The sequence below is a fragment of the Aquibium carbonis genome, assembly GCF_003970795.1.
Classification (GTDB): domain Bacteria; phylum Pseudomonadota; class Alphaproteobacteria; order Rhizobiales; family Rhizobiaceae; genus Aquibium; species Aquibium carbonis.
In genome coordinates, this window is the sequence record NZ_RWKW01000034.1 from 14,657 (window position 1) to 39,360 (window position 24,704).

Here is a 24,704-nt window from a genome sequence, read left to right on the forward strand (position 1 = left end):
GGCTATGCCGACAGCCGCTTGCGGCCGCGGTTGCGGCGGGCTGCGACGACGCCGCGGCCGCCCTTGGTTGCCATGCGGGCGCGGAAGCCGTGCCGACGCTTGCGGACGAGCTTGGAGGGCTGGTAGGTGCGCTTCATTTCTTTTGATACCGCGGAGTGCGGCCCTTCTTGATTCTGTCTCTGCTGAGCAGGAGCGGGCGCAAGGGTCACGGCCACGGCGAATGCCGCGCCGGGCCGTGGACCCGAACGTGCGCGGCTTATAGGCATGGCGGCCTTCGGAGTCAATTATCCGAACAGACCGCTGCGGGCCCGCTCACGAACGGGTGACCGGCCTGCCTGACGGCGTCAATTGCCGGTGAGATCGCACGGCCGGTGCTTGTGGCATCGTCGCGAAAGGCTCATCTGGCTGGGAAGGCGGCTTGGCGGACGTGAGCGGGTGCTTTGGCATCCTCTCCGCGAGGCCGGCGCCGCAAACGACCGTTCGACATCGGGTCACGGACGGCTACGATGGAGCAGAGGCAATGCGCCAGGGAGCGATGATGGCCGACAAGGCCCTGCACGGGGCGGACGAGAACCGCTACAGGTCGCTGCTGCGCTTCCTGCCGATCGCCATCATCCTGGCGGGGCTGGGCTTCGGCTATGCCATGGGGTGGCATCGCTTCCTGTCGCTCACGCATCTGGTCGAAAGCCGCGCCGATCTCGGCGCCTATATCGGGGCCAACTACGCCCTCTCGCTGGTTGGCCTGTTCGTCGCCTATGCGCTGGCCACGGCCTTCTCCTTTCCGGCGGCCTCGGTGCTGACGATCGTCGCGGGCCTGTTCTTCGGCTGGGCGGTCGCCGGCGTCGTCGTGGCCTTCGCCGCCACGCTCGGCGCCACCGCCCTGTTCCTGGCCGCCCGCAGCGCCTTCGGCGACGTCCTGCACCGAAAGCTCGGCGAACGTGTCGCCAGGCTCGCCGACGGCTTCGAGAAGGACGCCTTCGGCTACCTGCTCGTGCTGCGTCTTGCGCCGATCTTCCCGTTCTGGGTGATCAACATCGCGCCCGCGCTGTTCAACGTGCCCGTGCGCACCTACGTCGCGGCGACCTTCATCGGCATCCTGCCCGGCACCTTCGCCTATGCCTATCTCGGTACTGGCCTCGACAGTGTGCTGGCGGCAGCGGGAGAATCGGGTCGGGAGATCTCGATCGGCGACCTCGTGACGCCGGAAATCACCATCGCCTTCGCGTTGCTGGCGGTCGTGGCGGCAATCCCGACGGCCATCAAGGCGTTCAGGAACCGCAAGGTGGCCTGAGCGGTTCGTCGGACGAGACGCGCCCTGCGGTCCGCGCAGCGGGCGCCGGAAAGGGCAGCATGACGACCATCCTGAAACCCGACATCTGCGTCATCGGCGGCGGCTCCGGCGGCCTGTCGGTGGCCGCTGCCGCCGCCGCCTTCGGCGTCCCCGTCGTGCTGATCGAGAAGGGCCGGATGGGCGGCGACTGCCTGAACTATGGCTGCGTCCCGTCCAAGGCGATGATCGCCGCCGCCAAGCATGCCCACCACATGCGCCATCCGGGTGCCTTCGGCATCGCGCCGGTCGAGCCCGGCATCGACTTCGCCGCCGTCAATGCCCACATCCACGCCGTCATCGCCGCCATCGCGCCGCACGACAGCGTCGAGCGGTTCACCGGCCTCGGTGTCCAGGTGATCCAGGAGGCCGCCCGCTTCAAGGACGCCGACACGGTCGTGGCGGGGGACGTCGAGATCCGCGCACGCCGTTTCGTCGTCGCCACCGGCTCTTCGCCGCTGGTGCCGCCCATCCCGGGCCTCGATCAGGTCCCGTATGACACCAACGAGACCATCTTCGAGCGGGTCGAACAGCCCGGCCATCTCGTCATCATCGGCGGCGGCCCCATCGGCATGGAACTCGCCCAGGCGCATCGGCGGCTGGGCAGCGCCGTCACGGTGGTCGAAGCCGCCGCCGCGCTCGGCAAGGACGATCCCGAACTCACCGCCGTCGTGCTGGAGCGGCTTCGCGCCGAAGGCATCGTCATTTGCGAGCACACCAAGGTCGTCGGTGTCGAGACGCCCGAAGGCGGCGGCGTGCGCCTGCGCGTCGAAGGCGGGTCCGGCGCCGGCACCGTCGAGGGCACCCATCTCCTCGTGGCGGCGGGACGCGCGGCCAACGTGAAGGGTCTCGGCCTCGACGCCGCGGGCATCGCGCATGACCGGCGCGGCATCGAGGTGACGCCGTCGATGCGCACCACCAACCGCCGCGTCTATGCGATCGGCGACGTCGCGGGCGGCCTGCAGTTCACCCATGTGGCGGGCTACCACGCCGGTCTCGTCATCCGCGCGATCCTGTTTCGCCTGCGCGCCAGAGAGAACCGCGACATCATTCCCTGGGTCACCTTCACCGATCCCGAACTGGCTCATGTCGGCCTGACCGAGGCGGAGGCGAAAAAGCGCGGCGGACGGTTCCATGTCATGCGCTGGCCTTATGCCGAGAACGACCGCGCCCAGGCCGAACGCGCCACCACCGGCTTCATCAAGCTCGTCACCAACGGTCGCGGTCGAGTTCTCGGCGCTACCATCGTTGGCGCGAACGCGGGCGAGATGATCAACCTGTGGGCGCTGGCCGTGTCGAAGAAGCTCTCCGTCCGCGACATGGCGGGTTATGTCCCGCCCTACCCGACCATGAGCGAAATTGGCAAACGGGCCTCGATGTCCTACTTTAGCAGTGCGGCGCGTAAGCCGCTGGTGCGGCGACTCATCGGTTTCCTGCGGCTCTTCGGGTGATGCGGGTCCGTGACCGGCCGGTTCGGGGCGGTGACGCGGAGACTTTTCGGATGGCCGTCGGCAAGGGTGAGGAAGGCGGACAAGGGGTCGCGGCCAGGGCCGATTTCGGTGCCGTGCCGTGGCCGCGCAAGCTGTCGACCAAGCTGCTCGGCCTGACGATCCTGTTCGTGCTGATCGCCGAGGTGCTGATCTTCATTCCCTCGATCGCCAATTTTCGCCTGCGCTGGCTCGAGGAGCGCCTGGCGACGGCGGCGGCTGCGAGCGTCGTGCTCGTCCAGAGCGACGCAGGCGAATTGTCGCCCGGCTTGCGCAACGACGTGCTGATGGCGCTGGGTGCCAAGGCCATTGCGGTGCGGACGGACGGCGTCTCGCGTCTGCTCGTCGTGTCCGACATGCCGCCGCGGGTGGACGAGCACATCCAGCCCATGCGCGTGCAGCCGGTCGAGGCCATGTTCGGCGCGCTCGACACGCTGGTTTCGGGCGGCGACCGGATGCTGCGTGTCTTCGGCCGCGTCGGCCAGAGCGACATGGAGTTCGAGCTGATCATTCCCGACGGCGGGCTGCGCGACGCCATGCTGATCTATGCCCGCAACGTCGCGATCCTCTCGCTCCTGATTTCGCTGATCACCGCCGCCCTGGTTTTCTTCGCCATCCACGCCATCATGATCCGGCCCATTCGCGAACTGCGCAACTCGATGGTCGCCTTCGCCGCGGCGCCCGACGATCCGACGCGCATCCTGCGGCCCAGTGGCCGTCGTGACGAACTGGGCGTCGCCGAGCAGGGGCTGTCGGCCATGCAGGCGCAGCTGCAGCGCACGCTGGGCGAGCAGAAGCATCTGGCCGATCTCGGTCTCGCGGTCTCCAAGATCAACCATGACATGCGCAACATCCTCGCTTCCGCGCAGCTGATGTCCGACCGCCTCCAGTCGGTCGACGACCCGTCCGTGCAGATGATCGCGCCGAAGCTGCTCCGCGCCATCGACCGCGCGGTCAGCTACACCGAGGGCGTCCTGGCCTACGGCCGGGCGCAGGAGCCGCCGCCCGCGCGCCGCATCCTTCGGCTGTCGCGCCTCGTCGACGACGTCTTTTCCATGCTCGGTCTCGACACGGGCAGCGCCATCGAATGCGTCAACGCCGTCGATCCCGGCCTGGAGGTCGATGCCGATTCCGAGCAGCTGTTCCGCATCCTCACCAATCTCGCCCGCAACGCCGTGCAGGCGATGTCGTCCGACATGGACGGCGCCGTCGTCCGCCGGCTGACGGTCTCGGCCGAGCGCGAGGGCTCGGTCAGCCGCATCTTCGTCGAGGACACCGGGCCCGGTCTGCCGGCCAAGGCGCGCGACAACCTCTTCGCCGCGTTCCGGGGCTCCGCGCGCAGCGGCGGTACGGGGCTGGGCCTGGCCATCGCGCACGAGCTCGTGCGCGCCCATGGGGGCACGATCGAACTCGTCGAGAGCATCGGCGGCCGCACGCTGTTTTCCATCCTCATCCCCGACCAGCCGGTCCGGCTCCAGGATGCCCGCCGCACTCTGCACCGCCCCGCCCGCGAGGCCTGACGCGCTCCTCCGCTGCGCTCCGGTTCGGCCGGGGATGACGATGGCCGGCGAAAAACTTTGCCGGAACCCGCTTGCTTTTCACCGCCGGCTTCATTAGGTACCAACTCGCTCGGCGACCGGAACTCTCCAGTCACCGAACGGCGACGTTTTCGCCGATGCGCGCCCGTAGCTCAGCTGGATAGAGCACCAGACTACGAATCTGGGGGTCAGAGGTTCGAATCCTTTCGGGCGCGCCACTTAACTCACTGAAATCACTTTATTTTCTCTCCTTTTAGCAACGGCTCCCCAGCATAGAAATCCATTTTAGTCTGGGTTTTAGTCTGGGGTTTTCGCGACGGATGGGCGAGAAACATCAGCACCAACAGCGCATGAATCCCAGTTTTTGATCGCTAGTGGGCGAATTTGATGATGGTCTTGGGGGAAAGCCTTCCCCCTGGCCGGCACTTCGTTGCCGGCGCACCCCCTTCTGCGGGGAGACCCCGCAACGCCCCCTAGAGCGAGAGGTTGGCCGGGTTTGCCGTGACGGGTTGAGGGCTGGAAGAGAGGCTTCCGGCGCCCGTCGCGGAGACAATCCCGATGGCCAGACATCACCGCGGCGCTCGCGCCGGCTCGGACCGGACGAACCTTTACGACGACATCACCGACAAGATCATCGCCGAGCTGGAGGCCGGTCGCGTGCCCTGGGTCCAGCCCTGGGGCACGCCCGAGGCCGGCGCGCTCCTCGGCCTGCCGAAGAATGCCGCCACCGGCCGGCAATATTCCGGCATCAACATCCTCCTTCTCTGGGGCGCCGTGGTTGAGCGCGGGTTCCCCGGCCAGGGCTGGCTCACCTTCCGCCAAGCGCTGTCGCTCGGCGGCAATGTCCGCAAGGGCGAGCGCGGCACCACCGTCGTCTATGCCGATCGCTTCATCCCCGATGACGAGAAGCAGCGCGCCCGCGAAACCGGCGAGGAAGCCCAGGCGATCCCCTTCCTGAAGCGCTTCACCGTGTTCAACACGGCGCAATGCGAGAACCTTCCCGAAGATGTCACTGTCGCCGCGCCGCCTCCGCCGCCCGGCCAGATCGAAACCACGGTCGAGGCGCTCATCAAGGCCACCGGCATCGACTTCCGCATCGGCGGCGACCGGGCTTTCTATGTCCCGGCCCTCGACTATGTGGTCGTGCCGCCGCCAGCCGCCTTCTTCGAGCCGATCAACTGGCACCGCACGGCCCTGCACGAGCTGTCGCACGCCAGCGGCCATCACTCGCGTCTCGGCCGCGATCTCGGCGGCTCCTTCGGCTCGAAGAAATATTTCATCGAGGAATGCGTTGCCGAACTTTCGAGCGCGTTCTGCTGCGCGGCGCTCGGCATCAAGCCTACCGTGCGGCATGCCGACTACATCGGCGCGTGGATCGACACGATGCGGGAGGACAACCGCGCCATTTTCCGCGCCGCGTCGCAAGCAAGCAAGGCGGCCGACTGGCTGCTCTCCTTCCTGCCTGCGGACGAGCAGCCCGCCGTCGAGGCCGTCTCCTCGATCGACAGGAGGGCGGCATGATGACCTACGCGCAATTGCGCACGGCGCTCGCCCGAATGGAGGCGAGCCTTGCGGAAACCCGACACAACCTCGCCCTTGTCGAGCGCCGGCTTTGCGACGGCGCGGAGGCCGAGACCATCAGGCGGCGTCCGAAGTCGCGCTGGTATCATCGCCGGATGAGCCGGTGGACCGGCGCCGACGAGGCCGAATACCGCCGCGTCCTCGATCGCATGACGGATGCCGCGCAGGCCGAGCTTGACCGCCTGCGCCGGAGGGCCGAGCGGCAGAACGGCGCCATCGAGGCGCTGCGCTGCAAATACCGCATCAACGACGAACGCCCCCGGCAATTCGCGTTGTGACCGCTCCGGCCGATGGCTGCGCTGGCGTTGGCCGGCGCAGCCGAGAGGAAGAGAGGGGTCGGGGTTTCTGTGACGGGTTGGAAGCGGAGAGAGAGGCTCTCCGCGCCCGTCGTGGAGAAACCACGATGGCAAGAGCTGCCAGGAAGAAGTCCGCCGTCCCGATGATCGAGTTCTCGCGGGCGCGCGATATTCCGTTCAACCGGATCAGGCTGTCGGACAGCAATGTCCGCGAGGTCGACGTCGAGGCCGGCCTGGACGAACTCACCTTCGACATCGAGCGCCGCGAGGATCTCGTGCAGGGCCTCAATGTCCGCGCCATCCTCGATGCGGACGGCAACGAGACCGGCGATTTCGAGACCCCGGCCGGCGGGCGCCGCTACAGGTCGATCGCCCGGCTCGTGAAGGCGGGGCGTTTCCCCGAGGACGGGCTCGTTCCCTGCATCGTCAAGAAGGCCGATGCCAAGACGTCGGCCGTGGACGACTCGCTGGCCGAGAACGTGCTGCGGCTGGCGCTGCATCCGCTCGATCAGTTCCGCGCCTTCAAGCGCATGGTCGACGGCGGCATGTCCACGGCGGAGGTCGCCACCGCCTACTTCACCACGGAGCGCTATGTCGAGCAGCGCCTTGCGCTTGCCAAGGTCTCGCCCAGGCTGCTTGAGGTCTATGCCGAGAACGGCATGACGCTGGCACTTCTGGAGACCTTCACCGCGAACCCCGATCATGCCCGCCAGGAGCAGGTCTGGGATGCGGTGAGGCAATCGCACTACCGCGAACCCTGGCACGTCCGCCAGATGCTCACCGAGACCAGCGTTCCGGCGTCCGACAAGCGCGCCCTGTTCGTCGGTCTCGACGCCTATGTCGCGGCCGGCGGCCCGGTGCTGCCCCGCTACCTGTTCGACGAAGAGGATGGCGGCTGGCTGGACGACGTGCCCCTGCTCGACAGGCTGGTTGCTGACAAGCTCAAGACCGTCGCCGACGAGGTGGCCGCCGAGGGCTGGAAGTGGATCATCGTCAGTCTCGACCTCCCGCTCGGCCACGAGCGGGGCATTCGCGCGCTCACCGGCACCTTGCCCGAACTCACGAGAAAGGAGCGCAAGCAGCGCGAGACGCTTCGCGATGAGTACGACGCCCTCATGGCCGAGCATGACGGCTGCGACGAGTTGCCCGATGAGGTCCATCAGCGGCTCGGCGAGATCGAGGAGGCGCTGGACGCCTTCGAGCGCCGCCCGGCCACCTACGATCCGGCAGAAATCGCCATCGCCGGCGTCTTCATCTCGGTCGATTCCGATGGCGATCTGGTTGTCGATCGCGGCTATGTCCGGCCCGAGGACGAGCCGGCCGCCACCGTCGACGGCGAAGCGCCGGAGGCCGAAGGTGCCGACGCGGATGGCGACGCCGTGGATGGGCCGCGCGTCATGCGGACCGTCATCACCATCGGCGGCGAGCCGGCCGAGCCGGAGGAGGACGAGGAAGACGTCATCCGTCCCCTGTCGGAAAGGCTGGTGGCCGAGCTGACGGCGCATCGCACGCTCGCCCTGCGTGACGCGGTGGGCGCCAACCCGAATGTCGCGCTCACGGCGCTGCTGCACAAGCTGGTGCGCGACACGTTCGGGCGCTCCACCAACGGCGCCGCGGTCGGGGCATCCGTCCGCGAGGTCTATTTCCGCGAGCAGGGTCCGGACCTCAAGGACAGCCCCTATGCGCGGTCGGTCAAGGAGCGGCACGACGGCTGGAAGTCGGACATTCCGTCCGACGACGACGCGCTGTGGGACTGGCTCGCCGCGCTCGACGAGGCCAGCCGCCTGGCGCTGCTCGCCCATTGCGTCAGCTTCGGCGTCAACGCGCTCTACGAGCGGCCGAACCCGATCAGCGCAAGCGGCATCTCGCAGCATGGTCTCGACCTTCGCATGGCGGAGGCCGATCGGCTTGCCCGAACCACCGGCCTCGACATGATCGAGGCGGGGTTCCGACCCACGGTCGAAAACTATCTCGGCCGCGTTCCGAAGACCCGCATCCTCGAAGCCGTCCGCGAGGGCGCCGGCGATCGCGCGGCCGACCTGATCGCCCACATGAAGAAGGGCGACATGGCGGAGGAAGCCGAACGGCTGCTCACCGAAACCGGCTGGCTGCCCGAGCCGCTGCGTCCGCTCGACGCCGACCCGGAGCTTGATGCCGGGACGGACGGCGATGCCGAGGCGCTGCCCGCCTTCCTCGCCGGTGACGAGGACGACGCGGCCGAGACCGGCGACGAGCACGATCCGGCCAGCATGATCGCTGCCGAATAGCCTTGCGGAGCGGCCCCAGCCGCTCCGTTCCTTCCTTCACTCATGGCCCGGCCTCGCGCCGGGCCTTTTTCGTTTCAGGAGAACACGATGGCGATTCCCGACCATGCGCGCACCAACTTCAACACGCTGCTGAGGGCTGCAGGCGACGGCAACCTTGCCCTGATGGAGTGCCAGGACACCGCAACCGGCGACCGGCGCTACGTCATCTGCGCGGTCGGCCGCGACGGCGGCGATTACGTCTTCACGCCGTTCGGCCATCTGGCCGATGGCAATCCTTACGACGCCTACCTTCCGCCGGACCCGGACGATCCGTCCGGCTTCCTCCCGCGCAATGGCGGAGGACAGTGATGCTCCACTCGCACTATCCCGATCTCGGCGTCACCCCGCTCGATACCGACCGGGCCGTGGTCCGGGCGGCGGCAAGATTGCTGCCGCCCGAAGTCCGCGCCGATCCGTGCCGGCGGCAGCTCCGCAGGATGTTCTACTGCGCGATGCTTCGCCGCCATGCGGAGATCCAGCGCGGTTTCATGCGAACCCGCCACTGACGCCTTCCGCTCACCCTGCCAACCCCGCCCGGCCTCGCGCCGGGCATTTTCGTTTCAGGAGCCTGACATGGCCAACTACTTCACTCATTTCTCCTGCGCTCTCGACGTGGGCACGCGCGAGAACGCCATCCGATCCCTCGAACTTCGCGCGAAGCTCGCCGCCGACATTGCCGAGCAGGAATCCCGCGACATTGGATTCATCCTCTCCATACCTGAGGAAGAAGGCGGCTCCGTTCTGTCGATGCGCGACGACGAGACCGGCGAGCCCGAGCACGTCATCCGCTTCGCCCTCCGCTGCGCCGAAGCCTTCGACCTCAAGGGGCTCTGGGGCTTCCAGTGGGCCGACACATGCTCAAAGCCGCGCCACGACGCCTATGGCGGCGGCGCGCATGTGATCGACCTCGGCAAGCGCCAGTCTTTCGGCTGGATCAATACCAGCGAGTGGCTCCGCACCGCCCTGGACGGAGGCGATCCCGATGCCTGAGATCATCCACACCGCGTCCCTGGTTCCCGACGAGCGCCGCGAGGATTTCCTGCCTACCCTGTTCGGCCTGCCGCTTCTCATCGTTGCCGAGAACACGGTCTACAGTCTCATGGAGAGGCTGAGCCCACACGACTATGGTGGCGGTTTCTGGGATTTCTACGAATACCGGGGAAGACCGCTTTTCCTCGCGCCGACCTCGAAGCCTCGCTTCCGGATCATCTGCGAGACGAACGATTATGAGGGCGAGGTTTCGGCAGAGGCGGCAGGAATCATAGCCACTCTGTTCGCCTTTTCGCATCTCTCGTTCCGGTTCAATTCCGACCTGCTCGCGCAAGGCTACGGCCGCCTTCATTCCTATTGCGCCGGGCATCCCGAAGCCTCCGAAATATTCCAGGCCATCGACTGAGGACGAAAGCGCCCCGCCTCCCGGCGGGGCGCCTGTTTTCGTGTCGGCCTCGCCTTACACCTGAGAGGCAGAGGAAGGCCGGGACGGGTTCGAGCCGGTGCGGTCGAGAGAGAGCGCCGGTCGGCTCATCCCGTTCCCGCTCTCCTTGAGGTTCCCGATGAACATGATGTCCGCCCCCCTGGCAGTAGATCCGGCCGCGAACGCGGCCGCGCCGATCCCGCTCGCCTCCGAGCCCGACACCGCCGCCGCCATCCTCGCGGCCGCGCAGTTCCTCCTTCCCCATCTCGAACGCGGTCAGCGCATCGACGCGCCGGCCCTGCGCCACGCGATGGAGACCGCCTTCGGCGGCTCCGATGCGGCGGGCGCCTGGAACTGGAAGACCGCCTATGAAGCGTGCGAAGCGGCCACGGTGCTGTTCCTACGCAGGTTCGGCAAGGCGCTGTTCCGCAAGGCAGGCTCCCCGGCGGCGAGCCTGCCGCTGCTGGGACGTGTCGCTGCGCTGATGCCGACCCACACGCGCCGCTCCGAAGAGGCGCAGTCCTTCCAGCAGTTTTCGACGCCGATCCCGCTCGGCCTGGTCGCCGCGACCGCCGCCGCGATCACACCGGCCGACCGCGTGCTGGAGCCCTCGGCCGGCACCGGCCTGCTCGCCATCCTCGCCGAGATCGCCGGCGGCGCGCTCGTCCTCAACGAGCTGGCCGAAACCCGCGCCTCGCTTCTCTCCTCCCTCTTTCCGGGCCTTTTCGTCACCCGCTTCGACGCGGCCCAGATCGACGACCACCTCGATCTGGCTGTGACGCCGACCGTCGTGCTGATGAACCCGCCATTTTCCGTCATGGCCAATGTCGAGACCCACATGGCCGACGCGGCATTCCGCCATGTCGCCTCGGCGCTGGCGCGCCTAGCTCCCGGCGGCCGCCTCGTGACGATCACCGGCGCGAACTTCGCCCCCGACGCGCCGGGCTGGGTTTCCGCCTATGCCCGTCTGCAGGAGCGCGGCCGCGTCGTGTTCTCGGCCGCGATCGACGGCTCGGTCTATGCCAAGCACGGCACGACCTTTCCGACGCGGCTTACCGTCATCGACAAAGAGCCGGCCGCCGATCCGACCGACTTTCCGGCGTCTCCCGGCGTCGCGCCAGACGCGGCGACGCTGATGGGCTGGGTGGCCGAGCATGTGCCGGCCCGCCTGCCGGTCGATCCCGCCATCGCCGTTCCGGTCGCGGCGACGCCAGCGCCTCGCACCGTGCGCGGTTACATCGCCCGCGCCGCGAAAACCGCTCCCAGGAGGGCTTTGGCCGAACCGGAAGGCGTCGATCTCGCCTATGAGACCGTCGATCGCCAGGACGCCGGGACCGGCCACATCACCGATTCCATCTACGAGGAATACGCGCTCCAGGCGATCCGTATTCCTGGCGCGCAGGCTCATCCGACCAAGCTTGTGCAGTCCGCCGCGATGGCGTCCGTCGCGCCGCCAAAGCCAAGCTATCGGCCCCGCCTGCCGGCCGACATCCATGATCTGCTGTCGGACGCCCAGCTCGAAACCCTGATCTATGCCGGCGAGGCGCATTCCGACTATCTCGCCGGCTCGTGGACGGTGGACGAGACTTTCGATGTCGTGAACGCCGCGCCCGACGACGCGAGCGGCGCCGTCCGCTTCCGGCGCGGCTTCATGATCGGCGACGGCACCGGCGTCGGCAAGGGCCGCGAGTCCGCCAGCATCATCCTCGACAACTGGATGCAGGGGCGCCGCAAGGCACTGTGGATCTCCAAGTCGGACAAGCTGCTGGAAGACGCGCAGCGGGATTGGTCGGCGCTCGGCATGGAGCGGCTGCTGATTACGCCGCAATCGCGTTTCCCGCAGGGCAAGCCGATCACGCTGCCCGAGGGCATCCTGTTCACCACCTACGCCACACTCAGAACCGATGAGCGCGGCGAGAAGGCGTCGCGCGTCCAGCAGATCGTCGACTGGCTCGGCGCCGACTGGGATGGCGTCGTCATTTTCGACGAATGCCACGCCTTGCAGAACGCGGTCGGCGGCAGGGGCGAGCGCGGTGACGCCGCCCCATCGCAGCAGGGCCGCGCCGGGCTACGCCTCCAGCATGCGCTTCCCGATGCCCGTATCGTCTACGTCTCGGCGACAGGCGCCACCACGGTCCACAACCTCGCCTATGCCCAGCGGCTCGGCCTCTGGGGCGGCGAGGATTTCCCATTCTCGACGCGGGCCGAGTTCGTGGAGGCGATCGAGGCCGGCGGCGTCGCAGCGATGGAGGTGCTGGCGCGCGACCTGCGCGCGCTTGGCCTCTACACCGCCCGCTCTCTCAGCTTCGACGGCGTGGAATACGAGCTGGTCGAGCACGAGCTGACGCCCGAGCAGACCCGCATCTACGACGCCTATGCCGGCGGCTTCGCCATCATCCACAACAACCTCGACGCCGCCATGCAGGCCGCCAACATCACCGGCGGCGGCGAAGGCGGTTCGGGCACGCTGAACAAGCAGGCGAAGTCCGCGGCACGTTCCGCGTTCGAGTCGGCCAAGCAGCGCTTCTTCGGCCATCTGCTCACCAGCATGAAGACGCCCACCTTGCTCCGCTCGATCGAGCGCGATCTGGAGGCGGGCCATGTCGCCGTCGTGCAGATCGTCTCGACCGGCGAGGCGCTGATGGAGCGGCGTCTGGCGGAGCTGCCGACCGAGGAATGGAACGACGTCCGCGTCGACATCACGCCCCGCGAATACGTTCTGGACTACCTTCGCCACTCCTTCCCGGTGCAGCTCTACGAGCCCTTCACGGACTCTGAGGGCAAGCTGTCGTCGCGGCCGGTCACGCGCGACGGCCAGCCCGTCGAAAGCCGCGAGGCGGTTGCCCGGCGCGACGCGCTGATCGAGAAGCTCGCCAGCCTGCCGCCGGTCCCCGGTGCGCTCGACCAGATCGTCCAGCGCTTCGGCACCGACATGGTGGCCGAAGTCACCGGCCGCTCGCGCAGGATCGTCCGCAGGACGAGCAATGGCGGCTTCGACCGCCTCGTTGTCGAAACCCGCGCCGGCTCGGCCAACCTTGCCGAGACCGCCGCCTTCATGGACGACCAGAAGCGCGTGCTGGTGTTCTCGGATGCGGGCGGGACAGGCCGCAGCTACCACGCCGAACTGTCGGTGCGGAACACGCGGCTGCGCGTCCACTACCTGCTCGAACCCGGCTGGAAGGCGGATGCCGCCATCCAGGGCCTCGGCCGCACGCATCGGACCAACCAGGCGCAGCCGCCACTCTTCCGGCCGATCGCCACCAACGTCAAGGCCGAGAAGCGGTTTCTCAGCACGATCGCCCGCCGGCTCGACACGCTGGGCGCGATCACGCGCGGCCAGCGGCAGACGGGCGGTCAGGGCCTGTTCCGCCCCGAGGACAATCTGGAATCGCACTATGCCCGCGACGCGCTGCGCCAGCTCTACATGCTGATCGTGCTCGGCAAGGTCGAGGGCTGCTCGCTGGAGCGGTTCGAGGCAGCGACCGGCCTGAAGCTCGTCGATTCCAACGGCATCAAGGACGAGTTGCCGGGCATCTCGACCTTCCTCAACCGCCTGCTGGCGCTGACGATCGAGATGCAGGGCATCATCTTCACCGCCTTTGAGGGGCTGCTGAACGCGCGGATCGAGGGCGCGATCGCATCCGGCTCCTACGATGCCGGGCTGGAGACGCTGCGCGCGGAGAGCTTCACCGTCACCGACCGGCAGACGATCTACACCCATCCCGGCACCGGCGCGGAGACCCGGCTGCTCACCATTGCCGAGCGCAAGCGCAACCGGCCGGTTACGCTCGATGCCGCGCTCGGCGAACTCGGCGATCCGCGTGCCAAGCTCCTGCTCAACGAGCGCTCGGGCCGCGCCGCCGTGCAGATCCCGGCGAGCAGCGTCATGCTCGATGACGGCGAGATCGAGCGCCGCGTCCGCCTGATCCGGCCGATGGAGGCGCACAACGTCCCGGTCAGGATGATGGCAGAAACGCATTGGGTCGAAGCCGGCCGCGATGCCTTCGCTTCCGCCTGGGAGGCCGAGATCGCCGAGGTGCCGCCGTTCACGGACTCTACCATCCACATCGTCAGCGGCCTGCTGCTGCCGATCTGGAAGCGGCTGCCGAACGAGTCCTCGCGCGTCTACCGGCTCCAGACCGATGACGGCGAGCGCGTCATCGGCCGTCGTGTCTCGCCCGCCTGGGCGGCCAACGCGGTGACGACCGGCTCGCTCTCGCTGTCGGCCGAAGAAGCATTCGCGGCGCTCATGGATGGCAGGACCGTCATCGACCTCGACGACGGCCTCCAGCTTCGCCGCGTCCGTGTCATGGGGGCGCATCGCATCGAGCTGTCGGGCTTCACCGACACGATGCGCGAGCGCCTCACGGCCTACGGCTTGTTCCACGAGATCATCTCGTGGAAACTGCGCATGTTCGTTCCCACCGACGCCAGCGGCGTCGCGGTGCTGGCGAAGCTGCTCGACCGCTGGTCCGTCGAGCGCATCAGCGAACGGGAGGCTGCGTAATGCCCCGTCTCGACGCTTCGGAACTCTCCCGCCGCCTCGGACTCCATGCCGAGGCGGCGTGCCGGCATTACCTGTCGAACGGACGCCGGCAGGGCAATTACTGGCTGGTCGGGAACGCCCGCAACGCTCCCGGCCGCTCCATGTTCGTCCGGCTGCGCAGCTCGGCCAAGGGACCGGCCGGCCACTGGACCGATGCCGCTACCGGCGAGCATGGCGACATGCTCGATATCGTCCGCGAGGCGCTCGGCCTCGTCGACTTCAAGGACGTGGCCGAGGAAGCGCGACGCTTCCTCAGCCTGCCTCATCCCGAACCGGACACCGGAACGCGGGCCGGGAAGGCGAGCCGGAACGCATCGGGCTCGCCCGAAGCGGCGCGGCGGCTGTTCGGCATGTCGCGTCCGATCCACGGCACGCTCGCGCAGACCTATTTGCGCGGGCGCGGCATCACGGACCTCGCCGGCACCGCCAGCCTGCGCTTCCATCCGCGATGCTACTATCGGCCGGACGAGCACAGCCCGACCGAGACCTGGCCGGCGATGATCGCCGCCGTCACCGATCTCCACGGCCATCTGACCGGGGCGCATCGCACCTGGCTCGCGCCGGACGGATCGGGGAAGGCAGATGTCGATACGCCGAGGCGGGCGATGGGCGACCTCCTCGGACACGGCATCCGCTTCGACATGGCGGACGATGTGCTGGCGGCGAGCGAAGGCATCGAGACGGTGCTGTCGCCCCGCATCGTCCTGCCCCGAATGCCGATGCTGGCGGCAAGTTCGGCCGCCCACCTCGCGGCCATCCTGTTCCCGGCGACGCTGCGGCGGCTCTATGTCCTGCGTGACCGCGATCCAGCCGGCGACGGCGCGCGGGACAGCCTTGTCGAGCGGGCGTCGAGCGCCGGGATCGAGGTGGTGGTGCTGTCGCCGCGTCTCGAGGACTTCAACGAGGATCTGCGGCTCGACGGTCCCGAGGCCCTGCGGGCGCTGATCCGGCCTCAACTCGTCCATGAGGACGCCGGCCGCTTCATGGCGCTGGCGACGTAGTCGGGATCGGGGATGGAGCGTGCGGCGCGGCCGCCGTCCCCGGTTCGCTTCCGCGTGGCTCCACCGATCGTCGGCAGAGATCGCAACCCGGCCTTCCCAGAGGGCGATCGAGCCCACAAACGGCCCGGCCGGCAATGGCGGCGGCCGACGATTTTCCGCCGGCGGCTGAGCCGCCTTTGCATCGCGAGGCAAAATCGCCGGCCTTGGCCATCAAGGCCCTCGCGAGCGAGGGCTGCCAGTCGGGTCCGCCCGTGGGCTTCCGACGCCATGAAGGCCGCGAGGGTCGCGGTCAGGCCGACGAAGGAGACCACGCAGATGCGCAGCGAACACGAAGACGGCTTCGAGCCGCAGCACGCCTCGTCCCCCACCGATCACCTCCTCACCGAACTCCAGCTCTATGGCTGGCGCCCGTTTCAGCACGAGCCCGATCCGAGGCCGCTGCCCGAGGGCGGCGCTGTGGCCGGAGCCGTCGCAGACATCTTCGACGCCATGATCGCCACGCTTGGCGACACCCGTCTCGAACCCGATCTCGATGAACTCCTCTGGTCGACCGTCAATCTCTTCCACCGCGCCGTGCAGCGGATCGAGCGCACGCTGGACGACAACGAGCAGGCGCAGCGTCGCCTCCAGCGCGAACAGGACGGCACCGAGATCAAGGCGGTCGAGCTGGAGCGCCTCACGGCCGAGGGCCAGACGATGCTGGAGCGGCGCGACACCTTCGAGCTGATGCGCGACCAGGCCGCCGAGCACTACGAGCGCCACACCGGATCAAGCTGGCGGCCGCGCTCCGGCTCGATGGTCAACCACCGCAACCTGACCTCGGCGCTGGTCGACAGCCGCGACTTCATCGCCGCCCGCCGAAGGGCGGACGCCGAGGTGCTGATCCCGGCCGGGCCGAGGATCGCGGTCTCCGGCGCCAACACGTTCAACGACCACAACCTCATCTGGAGCGTGCTCGACAAGGTTCAGGCCAAGTATCCGCAGATGGTTCTCCTGCATGGCGGCGCCAGGACCGGCACCGACCTGATCGCCGACAAATGGGCCGCGAACCGCAAGGTGCCGGTCGTCCCGTTCCCGCCCGACTTCGCGAAGTATCCGGCGAAGCAGGCACCCTTCAAGCGCAACGACGCGGTGCTGGAAGTGCTTCCGATCGGCGTCATCGTCTTTCCCGGCGGCGGCATCCAGGGCAACCTTGCCGACAAGGCGCGGAAGCTCGGCATCAACGTCTTCGATTTCCGCGATCGGGGCGGCGCTTAGGCGCCGCCGCTCAGGCGGCTGTTTCAGCCGCCTTCGCTTGACGATCGCCAGCAAAAGGGGTCAAATCCATGCATCCTCGTAGAACCGGCATAGATGCAAAGTCGCAGGCGGAGCGTATCGTCAGGCAGCCTGTGGTGATCCCTCAACCGATCATCTGGAGGCTTCCATGACCCTGATCCTGCTTGCCGTCTCGTTCACGATCGCGCTGACCATGATCGCATGGCATTTCGCGATATATGCCCTCCCGTTCATGGTCGGGCTTGCAGCGTTCCGCTACGTCCATGCGACAGATGCGAGTGTGCTCATGTCCATGCTCGCCGCGCTCGGCGCGGCCGGCCTCTCCGTCCTGGTCGCCGCCGCCATTCTCGCCTTCGTGCGCGCTCCTCTCCTGCGTCTCCCCGTCGTCGCGGTCTTCGCCGCGCCCGCCGCCCTTGCAGGCTACATGCTGGTGTATGGAGTCGCGCACAACGTCATCGAGTCGACTGTCGCACTCAATCTTCTTTCCGGCACCGGCGGCCTCGTCGTCGGCATTGCCGCCATGATGAACATAAACGGCGCCAGCGCCGCGTTCTCGCCGCGCTGAAACCTCATCCGTGCGTCGTCGTTGGGTGCGTCGTCGTTGGGCTGGCGCGCGAGCGTCGCAAAGTGCCCTTTTCGCCACGGCGCAGAAATCGGGCGCGAAACTGTCGTTTTAATCGGGCAGTTTCGCGACGGCTGTCTGCCGGCGCAACGTGCTCTCAGCGAAGATGAGTCGTGTGCAGCTTCGCAATCTCGCGGTCGAGCTTGGTTGTTATATCATTCCGCTTGTGGGCGATCGACTTTCCACCCGAGCGTTTCGTTCCGCCCCAGGCCGCCAAAACGGCCCCTGCGAAATAGATCGTCAAACCCGTCACCGTGGCAGGTGCGTATGCCACGCGGCCTTCGACGATCTGAAACAGGAAAACGAACAGTGGACCGAGCGCCGTGATCGCGGCCAGTGACAGGGTGGACATCAGCGATATCGCCTTCTGCATCGCAAAGACCGGAAACGCCATGATCGCGAAGCCGATCACGATAACAGCGAGCAGCCCGCCTGGATCGACCGGACCTTTACCATCAAGGCCGAGCCATGCGGCGGAGAGCGCCACCATCACGTAAAGCGGAAATCGCAGACCATATTGCGCAATCGGTGCTATGCCGAGGCGGTTGAACCTGCGGCTGTAGATCATCATCGCCGCGAGACTGACGGCAGACACACAGGTCAGCAGCAGTCCGGCCATCGCGGCGGCTGGACCGCCGCGCACGAAGCCTGATTGTCCAAGCAGCGTGATCGCCGCCAGATAACCGACGCCGATCACCACAATGATTAGGCCGACACCCTCGACCCGGTTGCGCAGCGGTGACGCTTCCGGAAGCCCGCGGGCCGAGGCAACCAGGATGGCAATGGGTATCAGCCCCGAAAACACCGTGAAGACGACGGCCGGTTCGATCATTTGAAGCGCGAAGAAATATGCGATCCAGACAAGGGCCGTCGAGAGGTTCAGCCCGAACAGGCTGGCTCTGTTGGCCCATGCGATTTTCAGTTGCTCCGGGGTCCGCGCCTTTGCCCAGATCAGCGCTCCGGCAGCGGTGAATCCAAAAACTGCCCCGCCGATCAGGAACGAGTCGTAGTCCTGAAACACGCCACCAAAAAACACGGCCTGGGCCGCTTCGAGGATCACAAAGGAAAAGGCCCAGGTCAGACCGAGCGTTGCTCTGTTCATCGTTTCACTACGCCGTTTTTTATTTTGATACGGCGAAAGTGGCGGATAAGGTGGTCAAAATACCTGATGGAATGGCGTTTTAGACCACCGGAGGCGCTGGATATGGATGAACTAGACCTCCGGATCGTGGCCGCGCTTCAGGTAGACGGTACGCTCACCAAGGCGGAGCTGGCGGAGGCGGTTGGTTCGACGCCTTCGACCTGTCTGCGCCGGGTTGCGGAGTTGCGGCGAACGGGCGTCCTGAAAGCCTGTGTTTATCTTGCGGACCCGACCAAACTCGGGCGCAGCATTCGGGCTGTCATCACCGTCACGACGCGCAACCACACCAAAGACGTGCGGTTGTCGTTCGCGTCGCGCATTTCAGGGGAACCAGCGATCACCCAGGCGTTCGGTGTCACTGGCGATCAGGACGCCGTGCTGATCGGGCATTTCGGCGACATGGAAGAATATCAGGCGCTCTGTGACCGCCTCTTCGACAGTGATCCGGACGTGGTTCGCTACACGACACTGTTCGCCGTCGAAACCTACAAGGAGACCACGAAGATTACGCCTCCCTGACGCTCCTCAGATCATGACCGCCATGATCGGCCGCTCCCCTGAAAGTGGGCCACGTCGGTATCACTGCCAGGGTCTCCGATCCTCGTTCATGACGGGATGGGCGCCGGCATCCGCTTCGACGCCGCAGCGCGGCATCCGCATCTGTCCGACACAGGATCTCCCCGATCGACGTGATCGGGAGCATGATGCTCTCGTCCCCCTCCCTATCGGCCCACCTCGCATGACGGGGCTGCCGGCCGGAGCCATACCTGCATCCCTTCGGGCTTGCACGGAACCGTCGCCAGAACCACCGAAGCAGGGACGGCACCATTCACTCTGACGCCGGTGCCCGCGCTGTCCCTCACCAGCGATCCGGGATCGGCATGCGCCTATGGCTGGGCGTGGATCATCACGCGGGATCGAGACGCGGCGCGGGTTCGAGGCCGCGACCGACGGTCGGGCCGGCAAGGAGGAGGGTTCTGCGGTTTCTCCGTGATGCGCTCGCGGAAGGACATGCCCTCCGACTGACTGATCCCCTACGACCGAGCGGTTTCCGCCTTCAACCCCGGCGGCTCCGGACCGTGTTGGCGCGAAGCGCCTGCCCGCCCCACTCCGGGCCTTAGGGGTTGCTGTCGGCTCCCGGCGGCCGTGGCCGGGTCTCGTCGGAGGGACGGTCCCTCCGGTTGAAGCAACGGAGAATTACCATGCAGAACCTCGTCATTCTCGCCGGCAACATCGGTCAGGACCCCGAGAGCCGCACCACCATCAATAACACCCGCATCACCCACTTCACCCTCGCCACCTCGCGCCCCCGCTACGCGGAAGGCAAGGTTCTGCGGGACAAGGACGGCTACCGTGTCCAGGAGACCGAATGGCACCGCATCACCTGCTTCAACGGCCTCGGCAAGACGGTCGAGCAGCATTGCCAGAAGGGCATGAAGGTGCTGGTCCGAGGCCGTATCCACTACACGAAGTGGACCGACAGGGAAGGCATCGAGCGCTACAGCACGGAGATCATCGCCGAGACGGTGGACTTCCTGAGCTGGCCGAAGCGGGAGGACGACAGCCGCGGCGCCAACGATCCCGACGACGAGATCCCGTTCTGAAAGGAGGTGTCGAGAGCCCGGCGGCGCAAGCCGCCGGGCCTTCTTCATGTTCGCGGCGGTAGATGCGCCACATCGCCTGAGCGGACAGTGCATCAGTCAAGTCTTGACCCGCGCACACTCCCGAAAGTTACAGATACCTCTAACGCTAATCCTCGCCACCGCGATCAGCCTGGATGGATTTTCCAAACCAATCAGGCACCTCGACTATTTGGGCACCGACGACACTCTCGGGAACGTCTCGCCAGAACGCGACAATCGCGTCCGAGAACGCCTGAAACTGCTCCTTCGTCACTTTGAGGTGCGTGTGGTCTAGAAAATTCGTGCCTGAGAATCGGCCCCCAGAGCCGCGAAACGGATCGTCGAAATACTGAGGGTAGCTCCGCTTCAAATCCTCCAGAGATTTCCCAGCGCCGTGTTTGTAAACATTGACCACCAATCGACACGCATCGAGCGTGGCGAAGTAATCTGTGTCTCGAATCTTCCATCCGAAGCTCTGTAAAAGATCGACAATTTTTCCAAAGTCCACTGACCAGACCTTTGAAAAAGCCGTATCGCCACGATGCCAATGCTGCATTTCTCGTACCAGCCAATCGCGTAGCTGTTTATCCCACTCGTGAAACATTCCCGCGATGATGCTCAGTTGGGTTTGGTCGCGCATGTCGCTCAGGAGTTGGTAGAACTCAATACCGGCGTCGTTCGCCGCCTCGTAGAAGTCTCCAGGATCGTGCCGGTCAGCATCAAATCGGCCACTACTTTGCTCCAACCACTCTTCTGCTGCCCTGTCAGCTTCCGCCTCCAAGTTGTCGAACTGTGACAGCACACGCTTTCGCGCCTGATCCACGTAGAAAAGATGGCCTTTCATCAGAGACTGTCGGAACGGTCCCCACATCTGAAATAGCACGTAGTTGCTCATGCTTGGCGCCCTCCCATCGAAGCGCCTGAACCATCGTCTGCTGCACTGCGTCGCAGAATGCTACTCTAGACGCGCGATGGTCGGCGGATGACGACCCTTACATCAGGCGGCATCGGCAGCTTCGGCACGCATCCGCCCCGACATTCCGGCTCTGGTCACAGGAGGGCCACTCCGCTCTTTGAGGCACTACCTTGGTTTCAATCACGGCCTCGCACGATCAACCCGTGAAGGGTCGGACTATGCGGAGCATGCCGCCGCGCGAGGCTGCGCCTCGGCGGTGATCGCGGCCGTGACCAAAACACTTCGGGCGCCTGTCGAACGGGGATGTCCCCGCTCCGGCACAGGAGCCGGAAAGATGTCCCTTCCAGATGCGCAAGCCTTCGCCTTCAGCCTCGCCGCCACCCTGCTGGTCACGATCGTCATCTTCCGCGCCGGCGACGGCACCATCGGCGTCATGCCCGCCCCCGAATATGACGGCGACGACGATGCCATCGTCCGAGAAATCGACCCGTTCGCCCCCTGAGGGCGAACGTCAGGCTTTCGACATACGAATCAGCTCGCAGGGATCGACCCCCAGCGCGTCCCCCAGCTTCCCGAGGACGCTCACGCTCGCCGAGACCTTCCCACGTTCGATCGAGCCGACGTAGCGAGCGCTCAGCCCCGAAAGCTCGGCTACTTCTTCCTGCGTCATATCCTTGTCATGGCGCAGCCGACGCATGTTGATCGCCATGACCTCTTTGAGGTCCATGACGCATGGGAAACAGAACCGGAATTATCGTTCTAGGAACGATCGTTCCGATTCGTTATGGTCAACCATATGCGCGGAAAACAAAATGCGTTGCAGCCTACCGACTTTCTGTCGAATCGCGGAATGGCAGCATTCCGAGAATCTTCGATGCCAGTCGCGGAACTTCTATTGCACCTCGAAGTGATGACGTATTTGTGAACTACATCCGCAAGGAAGTAAGGACACGACGATGAGCGAATCTCCCTTCAAGGACAGCCCTCCGCTGACCGACAGGGTGAATGCCTATGACGAAGCCCACTTCGCGACATACCTGCGCCTGCTCGATGCGGCCGAGGAAGGCGCCGACTGGCGGGAAGTCGCGAAGATCGTGTTCGGACTCGACGTTGACGCCGATCCGGAGCGCGCGAAGCAGATGCACGACAGCCATCTCGCCCGCGCCCGCTGGATGACCGAGCAAGGCTACCGGCACCTGCTGGAACCGCGCATGCAATAACCGGCAGCGGATCGCCGCATCATTGACGATACCGCAGTTCCGGTTTGCTCGCCCTGGTCGAGATTCATATTCCGATTATCCGTCTTCACGGCCTTCCGACCGCCCTGATACTCGAATCATCCCGATGGCAACGACCGGGCGGGGAGGATTTTGTCATGGAGCCGCTGCACGACTGGCGATCACCGCAATTCGAGGAACGTCTGGGCCGTCTCGACCGGGGCGGCGTTTCATTCGAGTTCCTTCGCCGCAATCGCGAATACCGGCAGGACTATGCAGACACGCTGGCAGGGATCGCCTCCGGCGGCTCGGACAAGGCAGAAGCGATAGCGCGCCTGTCCCGCCGCTGGGGGCTGTCCTTTTCCGGCGGACCCTTCTGCATCGGCCTTGACCGCTCGGCCCGTGTGGCTACCCCGGCACTTCCCTGCGGCCGTCATTGTCATGGCTGCCCCCGAAGGCTTTGCAGCTTCTTCGCTTCCTGATCCGCGAACGCTGCCTGTCGCGGGCGAGCTGTCCGGCGACGGCCTGCACGCCATTGCCGAAGATGACGCGGGCGATCATAAGATCTGGTTCCGACACGGCGATGCACCGACAAGCGCAGGCATCTTCCTCCCGCTCGACGAGCATTTCTGGTGGAGGCACCGCAACGCGGGCCGCCTGAAGCGCCGGCTGGACGGCAAGCTTTCCGGTCCGTGGCCACGCCAGCAGCGCCTGTCTGCTTTCCAGATTCGTCGCGCCGCCCTCATGCTGCGCGCCTGGGATGGCGTGGAATCCGGCGCATCGCGCCGTGCGATCACCGCCGTCCTCATCAACCGAGCCGTCGAGACGCTGCGCGCCGTCGACTGGCAGAACGCCCCGGAGCGGCGGCGGCTCGCGCGCATCCTCGCAGCCGCGCGCCGGCAGATCGAGCGCGACTATCTGCGCTGGCTGACCCCGGACGGCCGGCGCAGTCGCGATCTGGACTGACGCACCGGCGCCACCTTACTCGAAGGGGGGACACTTCTCCTAAGACCCCCCGATTTTTGTCACTCCGTTGGACCGTTGATTTTTCGCCATCGTCGCATCCGACCCGCCGCCATCACGGCGGCCGCGACGGAGGCCGATCATGGACAACACCGCCGACAGCAACTGGCCGCGCTTCGTGCGAACACCGGAGGCCGCGCGCCTCCTCGACCTGTCGCCCCGGACGCTGGAGAAGCACCGCTGCGACGGCACCGGGCCGATCTATCACAAGCTTGGCGGGCGCGTGGTCTATGCCGTCGCCGACCTTGAAGCCTGGATCGACGCCTGCGCACGTCAATCGACCTCCGAGGCGGCATCGCGGCCTGCCGACGCATCCGCGTTCGCCGCCGATCCGTCGCGCTGATCGCCGTGCTGTCCGCGCGCCGCACATATCAGGGCCAGCAGCTCGAACTCTTCCGGGCACGCTCCGGCGGCATCGCGGCCCGCGACACGCAAGACCTCATGTCGTGGCCGTTCTTCTCGCTCGCCAAATCCCGCCGAGTGACACCGATCGACTTCCGCATGGGCGACGTGTCGATCCGCGTGGAGGCGACAGCCGAGCACGGCATGGCGACGATCTGGGACGCCGACGTGCTGATCTGGGCCGCCAGCCAGATCATCGACGCCCGCGACCAGGGCCTCACCACCTCGCGCCTGATGGCGGCCACGCCCTACGAGATCCTAACCTTCATCGGCCGCGACGATTCCATCCGCAGCTATGCGCGCCTGAAGGCCGCGCTCGACCGGCTGCAATCGACCACCATCGTCACCTCGATCCGCCAGCCGTCCGAGCGCCGCCGGCACCGCTTCTCGTGGATCGCCGAATGGAAGGAGCGGTTGGATGAGGCCGGGCGGCCACGCGGCATCGAACTGATCCTGCCCGACTGGTTCTATGCCGGCGTTCTCCACGACCATCTGATCCTGACGATCGACCGGGAATATTTCGCGCTGAAGGGCGGCCTGGAACGCTGGCTCTATCGCCTCGTGCGCAAGCATGGCGGGCGCCAGAAAGGCGGCTGGAGCTTCGATGTCCCGCACCTTCACCTGAAATCCGGCAGCCTCTCACCGCTCAAGCATTTCTCCTACGACCTGCGCACCATCGTTCGGCGCCAGCCGCTGCCGGGATACCGGCTCGGGCTCCTCACCGATCCGGACGGCCGCGTCCGGCTGACCTTCCAACCCGCCGAAACCGACCCGCTGTCGCGACCTGCACCCAGCAGGCCGCGCCGGCGCACGGCCGGACTGTGAGCATCCTGTGGACGCGACCGTGCTATCGAGGACCGCAAAGCCCGTGCCAGCCGGGACCGGATTCCCGTGCCATCCGGGACCACGGCCCCATCCAACCTTCGGATTCGCAAGGCGGAATCCGGCCCCTCTAACTTCCCTAACTAAAGAATCCTTCGGATTCTTGCT

26 protein-coding genes and 1 tRNA gene are annotated in these 24,704 nt (G+C 66.4%); 23 read left to right on the top strand and 4 right to left on the bottom strand.

Going from position 1 to position 24,704, the window contains the following annotated elements:
- Positions 1-2: 2 nt before the first annotated feature.
- Positions 3-137: a 50S ribosomal protein L34 gene (gene rpmH / locus EJC49_RS09650; RefSeq protein ID WP_008833937.1), complete on the bottom strand. Its 135-nt coding sequence runs from the start codon at positions 135-137 to the stop codon at positions 3-5.
- A 383-nt stretch (positions 138-520) separates the two neighbouring features.
- On the opposite strand from rpmH, the gene EJC49_RS09655 reads away from it, so the two are divergent.
- The 15 genes from EJC49_RS09655 to EJC49_RS09725 all read left to right on the top strand — a co-directional run bounded on the left by EJC49_RS09655 (position 521) and on the right by EJC49_RS09725 (position 17,336).
- On the top strand, positions 521-1,291 hold the full coding sequence (locus EJC49_RS09655; protein WP_245453337.1) for a TVP38/TMEM64 family protein: 771 nt from the start codon (positions 521-523) through the stop codon (positions 1,289-1,291).
- A gap of 59 nt (positions 1,292-1,350) precedes the next feature.
- Positions 1,351-2,778 carry a dihydrolipoyl dehydrogenase family protein gene (locus EJC49_RS09660; RefSeq protein ID WP_126699701.1) on the top strand — a complete coding sequence of 476 codons (1,428 nt, stop codon included), beginning with the start codon at positions 1,351-1,353 and terminating at the stop codon, positions 2,776-2,778.
- Between the two features lie 50 nt (positions 2,779-2,828).
- Entirely contained in the window at positions 2,829-4,334 is a 1,506-nt protein-coding gene (locus EJC49_RS09665) for a sensor histidine kinase (RefSeq protein WP_126699703.1), read from the top strand.
- 159 nt (positions 4,335-4,493) lie between these two features.
- A tRNA-Arg gene (locus tag EJC49_RS09670) sits at positions 4,494-4,570 on the top strand.
- Positions 4,571-4,910: 340 nt separating this feature from the next.
- Entirely contained in the window at positions 4,911-5,873 is a 963-nt protein-coding gene (locus EJC49_RS09675) for an ArdC family protein (RefSeq protein ID WP_126699705.1), read from the top strand.
- The gene (locus EJC49_RS09680) at positions 5,870-6,211 is read left to right on the top strand and encodes a hypothetical protein (RefSeq protein ID WP_126699707.1); all 342 of its coding nucleotides are present in this window, start codon (positions 5,870-5,872) and stop codon (positions 6,209-6,211) included. Before EJC49_RS09675 ends, EJC49_RS09680 begins: the two co-directional genes overlap by 4 nt.
- A 125-nt stretch (positions 6,212-6,336) precedes the next feature.
- Complete coding sequence (locus EJC49_RS09685; RefSeq protein WP_126699709.1) at positions 6,337-8,496, top strand: ParB/RepB/Spo0J family partition protein; 2,160 nt, start codon at positions 6,337-6,339, stop codon at positions 8,494-8,496.
- Positions 8,497-8,583: 87 nt separating this feature from the next.
- Entirely contained in the window at positions 8,584-8,844 is a 261-nt protein-coding gene (locus EJC49_RS09690) for a DUF6117 family protein (RefSeq protein WP_126699711.1), read from the top strand.
- Complete coding sequence (locus tag EJC49_RS09695; RefSeq protein ID WP_126699713.1) at positions 8,844-9,041, top strand: hypothetical protein; 198 nt, start codon at positions 8,844-8,846, stop codon at positions 9,039-9,041. Before EJC49_RS09690 ends, EJC49_RS09695 begins: the two co-directional genes overlap by 1 nt.
- A 67-nt stretch (positions 9,042-9,108) precedes the next feature.
- Complete coding sequence (locus EJC49_RS09700) at positions 9,109-9,525, top strand: hypothetical protein (protein WP_126699715.1); 417 nt, start codon at positions 9,109-9,111, stop codon at positions 9,523-9,525.
- On the top strand, positions 9,518-9,931 hold the full coding sequence (locus tag EJC49_RS09705) for an antirestriction protein (RefSeq protein ID WP_126699717.1): 414 nt from the start codon (positions 9,518-9,520) through the stop codon (positions 9,929-9,931). The genes EJC49_RS09700 and EJC49_RS09705 overlap by 8 nt, the downstream gene beginning before the upstream one ends.
- Before the next feature lie 157 nt (positions 9,932-10,088).
- Complete coding sequence (locus EJC49_RS09710; RefSeq protein WP_126699719.1) at positions 10,089-14,456, top strand: strawberry notch family protein; 4,368 nt, start codon at positions 10,089-10,091, stop codon at positions 14,454-14,456.
- A complete protein-coding gene (locus tag EJC49_RS09715; protein WP_126699721.1) occupies positions 14,456-15,496 on the top strand; it encodes a DUF7146 domain-containing protein in 1,041 nt (346 codons plus the stop codon). Before EJC49_RS09710 ends, EJC49_RS09715 begins: the two co-directional genes overlap by 1 nt.
- Positions 15,497-15,811: 315 nt before the next feature.
- Entirely contained in the window at positions 15,812-16,753 is a 942-nt protein-coding gene (locus tag EJC49_RS09720) for a DUF2493 domain-containing protein (RefSeq protein WP_126699723.1), read from the top strand.
- A 166-nt stretch (positions 16,754-16,919) separates the two neighbouring features.
- Complete coding sequence (locus EJC49_RS09725) at positions 16,920-17,336, top strand: hypothetical protein (protein WP_126699725.1); 417 nt, start codon at positions 16,920-16,922, stop codon at positions 17,334-17,336.
- A 154-nt stretch (positions 17,337-17,490) separates the two neighbouring features.
- Here the strand turns inward: EJC49_RS09725 and EJC49_RS09730 are convergent, their stop codons facing one another.
- Positions 17,491-18,495: a DMT family transporter gene (locus EJC49_RS09730; protein WP_210211783.1), complete on the bottom strand. Its 1,005-nt coding sequence runs from the start codon at positions 18,493-18,495 to the stop codon at positions 17,491-17,493.
- A 102-nt stretch (positions 18,496-18,597) separates the two neighbouring features.
- Here EJC49_RS09730 and EJC49_RS09735 point away from each other — a divergent pair, with 102 nt between their 5' ends.
- Together EJC49_RS09735 and EJC49_RS09740 are read left to right on the top strand one after the other, a co-directional pair.
- Positions 18,598-19,053: an Lrp/AsnC family transcriptional regulator gene (locus EJC49_RS09735; RefSeq protein ID WP_126699727.1), complete on the top strand. Its 456-nt coding sequence runs from the start codon at positions 18,598-18,600 to the stop codon at positions 19,051-19,053.
- 683 nt (positions 19,054-19,736) lie between these two features.
- On the top strand, positions 19,737-20,138 hold the full coding sequence (locus tag EJC49_RS09740; RefSeq protein ID WP_126699729.1) for a single-stranded DNA-binding protein: 402 nt from the start codon (positions 19,737-19,739) through the stop codon (positions 20,136-20,138).
- A gap of 145 nt (positions 20,139-20,283) precedes the next feature.
- Here the strand turns inward: EJC49_RS09740 and EJC49_RS09745 are convergent, their stop codons facing one another.
- Entirely contained in the window at positions 20,284-21,051 is a 768-nt protein-coding gene (locus EJC49_RS09745; protein ID WP_126699731.1) for a hypothetical protein, read from the bottom strand.
- 355 nt (positions 21,052-21,406) lie between these two features.
- Here EJC49_RS09745 and EJC49_RS25610 point away from each other — a divergent pair, with 355 nt between their 5' ends.
- Entirely contained in the window at positions 21,407-21,574 is a 168-nt protein-coding gene (locus EJC49_RS25610; RefSeq protein ID WP_170314672.1) for a hypothetical protein, read from the top strand.
- Positions 21,575-21,583: 9 nt separating this feature from the next.
- Here EJC49_RS25610 and EJC49_RS09750 read toward each other — a convergent pair whose 3' ends face one another.
- Complete coding sequence (locus EJC49_RS09750; RefSeq protein WP_126699733.1) at positions 21,584-21,799, bottom strand: helix-turn-helix domain-containing protein; 216 nt, start codon at positions 21,797-21,799, stop codon at positions 21,584-21,586.
- Between the two features lie 229 nt (positions 21,800-22,028).
- Here EJC49_RS09750 and EJC49_RS09755 point away from each other — a divergent pair, with 229 nt between their 5' ends.
- From EJC49_RS09755 to EJC49_RS09775, 5 genes are all read left to right on the top strand, one after another.
- A complete protein-coding gene (locus tag EJC49_RS09755) occupies positions 22,029-22,292 on the top strand; it encodes a DNA -binding domain-containing protein (protein ID WP_126699735.1) in 264 nt (87 codons plus the stop codon).
- A gap of 44 nt (positions 22,293-22,336) precedes the next feature.
- On the top strand, positions 22,337-22,771 hold the full coding sequence (locus EJC49_RS25955; RefSeq protein ID WP_126699737.1) for a transcriptional regulator domain-containing protein: 435 nt from the start codon (positions 22,337-22,339) through the stop codon (positions 22,769-22,771).
- Positions 22,731-23,255: a DUF2285 domain-containing protein gene (locus tag EJC49_RS09765; protein ID WP_126699739.1), complete on the top strand. Its 525-nt coding sequence runs from the start codon at positions 22,731-22,733 to the stop codon at positions 23,253-23,255. Before EJC49_RS25955 ends, EJC49_RS09765 begins: the two co-directional genes overlap by 41 nt.
- Positions 23,256-23,394: 139 nt before the next feature.
- The gene (locus tag EJC49_RS09770; protein ID WP_126699741.1) at positions 23,395-23,655 is read left to right on the top strand and encodes a helix-turn-helix transcriptional regulator; all 261 of its coding nucleotides are present in this window, start codon (positions 23,395-23,397) and stop codon (positions 23,653-23,655) included.
- A gap of 8 nt (positions 23,656-23,663) precedes the next feature.
- The gene (locus tag EJC49_RS09775; RefSeq protein WP_126699808.1) at positions 23,664-24,539 is read left to right on the top strand and encodes a replication initiator protein A; all 876 of its coding nucleotides are present in this window, start codon (positions 23,664-23,666) and stop codon (positions 24,537-24,539) included.
- The last annotated feature ends 165 nt before the right edge of the window (positions 24,540-24,704 follow it).

Bases quoted from the DNA above. Each gene is read 5' to 3' on its own strand.
- rpmH (WP_008833937.1), bottom strand. From the start codon at position 137: ATGAAGCGCACCTACCAGCCCTCCAAGCTCGTCCGCAAGCGTCGGCAC.
- EJC49_RS09655 (WP_245453337.1), top strand. From the start codon at position 521: ATGCGCCAGGGAGCGATGATGGCCGACAAGGCCCTGCACGGGGCGGAC.
- EJC49_RS09660 (WP_126699701.1), top strand. From the start codon at position 1,351: ATGACGACCATCCTGAAACCCGACATCTGCGTCATCGGCGGCGGCTCC.
- EJC49_RS09665 (WP_126699703.1), top strand. From the start codon at position 2,829: ATGGCCGTCGGCAAGGGTGAGGAAGGCGGACAAGGGGTCGCGGCCAGG.
- EJC49_RS09675 (WP_126699705.1), top strand. From the start codon at position 4,911: ATGGCCAGACATCACCGCGGCGCTCGCGCCGGCTCGGACCGGACGAAC.
- EJC49_RS09680 (WP_126699707.1), top strand. From the start codon at position 5,870: ATGATGACCTACGCGCAATTGCGCACGGCGCTCGCCCGAATGGAGGCG.
- EJC49_RS09685 (WP_126699709.1), top strand. From the start codon at position 6,337: ATGGCAAGAGCTGCCAGGAAGAAGTCCGCCGTCCCGATGATCGAGTTC.
- EJC49_RS09690 (WP_126699711.1), top strand. From the start codon at position 8,584: ATGGCGATTCCCGACCATGCGCGCACCAACTTCAACACGCTGCTGAGG.
- EJC49_RS09695 (WP_126699713.1), top strand. From the start codon at position 8,844: ATGCTCCACTCGCACTATCCCGATCTCGGCGTCACCCCGCTCGATACC.
- EJC49_RS09700 (WP_126699715.1), top strand. From the start codon at position 9,109: ATGGCCAACTACTTCACTCATTTCTCCTGCGCTCTCGACGTGGGCACG.
- EJC49_RS09705 (WP_126699717.1), top strand. From the start codon at position 9,518: ATGCCTGAGATCATCCACACCGCGTCCCTGGTTCCCGACGAGCGCCGC.
- EJC49_RS09710 (WP_126699719.1), top strand. From the start codon at position 10,089: ATGAACATGATGTCCGCCCCCCTGGCAGTAGATCCGGCCGCGAACGCG.
- EJC49_RS09715 (WP_126699721.1), top strand. From the start codon at position 14,456: ATGCCCCGTCTCGACGCTTCGGAACTCTCCCGCCGCCTCGGACTCCAT.
- EJC49_RS09720 (WP_126699723.1), top strand. From the start codon at position 15,812: ATGCGCAGCGAACACGAAGACGGCTTCGAGCCGCAGCACGCCTCGTCC.
- EJC49_RS09725 (WP_126699725.1), top strand. From the start codon at position 16,920: ATGACCCTGATCCTGCTTGCCGTCTCGTTCACGATCGCGCTGACCATG.
- EJC49_RS09730 (WP_210211783.1), bottom strand. From the start codon at position 18,495: ATGAACAGAGCAACGCTCGGTCTGACCTGGGCCTTTTCCTTTGTGATC.
- EJC49_RS09735 (WP_126699727.1), top strand. From the start codon at position 18,598: ATGGATGAACTAGACCTCCGGATCGTGGCCGCGCTTCAGGTAGACGGT.
- EJC49_RS09740 (WP_126699729.1), top strand. From the start codon at position 19,737: ATGCAGAACCTCGTCATTCTCGCCGGCAACATCGGTCAGGACCCCGAG.
- EJC49_RS09745 (WP_126699731.1), bottom strand. From the start codon at position 21,051: ATGAGCAACTACGTGCTATTTCAGATGTGGGGACCGTTCCGACAGTCT.
- EJC49_RS25610 (WP_170314672.1), top strand. From the start codon at position 21,407: ATGTCCCTTCCAGATGCGCAAGCCTTCGCCTTCAGCCTCGCCGCCACC.
- EJC49_RS09750 (WP_126699733.1), bottom strand. From the start codon at position 21,799: ATGGACCTCAAAGAGGTCATGGCGATCAACATGCGTCGGCTGCGCCAT.
- EJC49_RS09755 (WP_126699735.1), top strand. From the start codon at position 22,029: ATGAGCGAATCTCCCTTCAAGGACAGCCCTCCGCTGACCGACAGGGTG.
- EJC49_RS09765 (WP_126699739.1), top strand. From the start codon at position 22,731: ATGGCTGCCCCCGAAGGCTTTGCAGCTTCTTCGCTTCCTGATCCGCGA.
- EJC49_RS09770 (WP_126699741.1), top strand. From the start codon at position 23,395: ATGGACAACACCGCCGACAGCAACTGGCCGCGCTTCGTGCGAACACCG.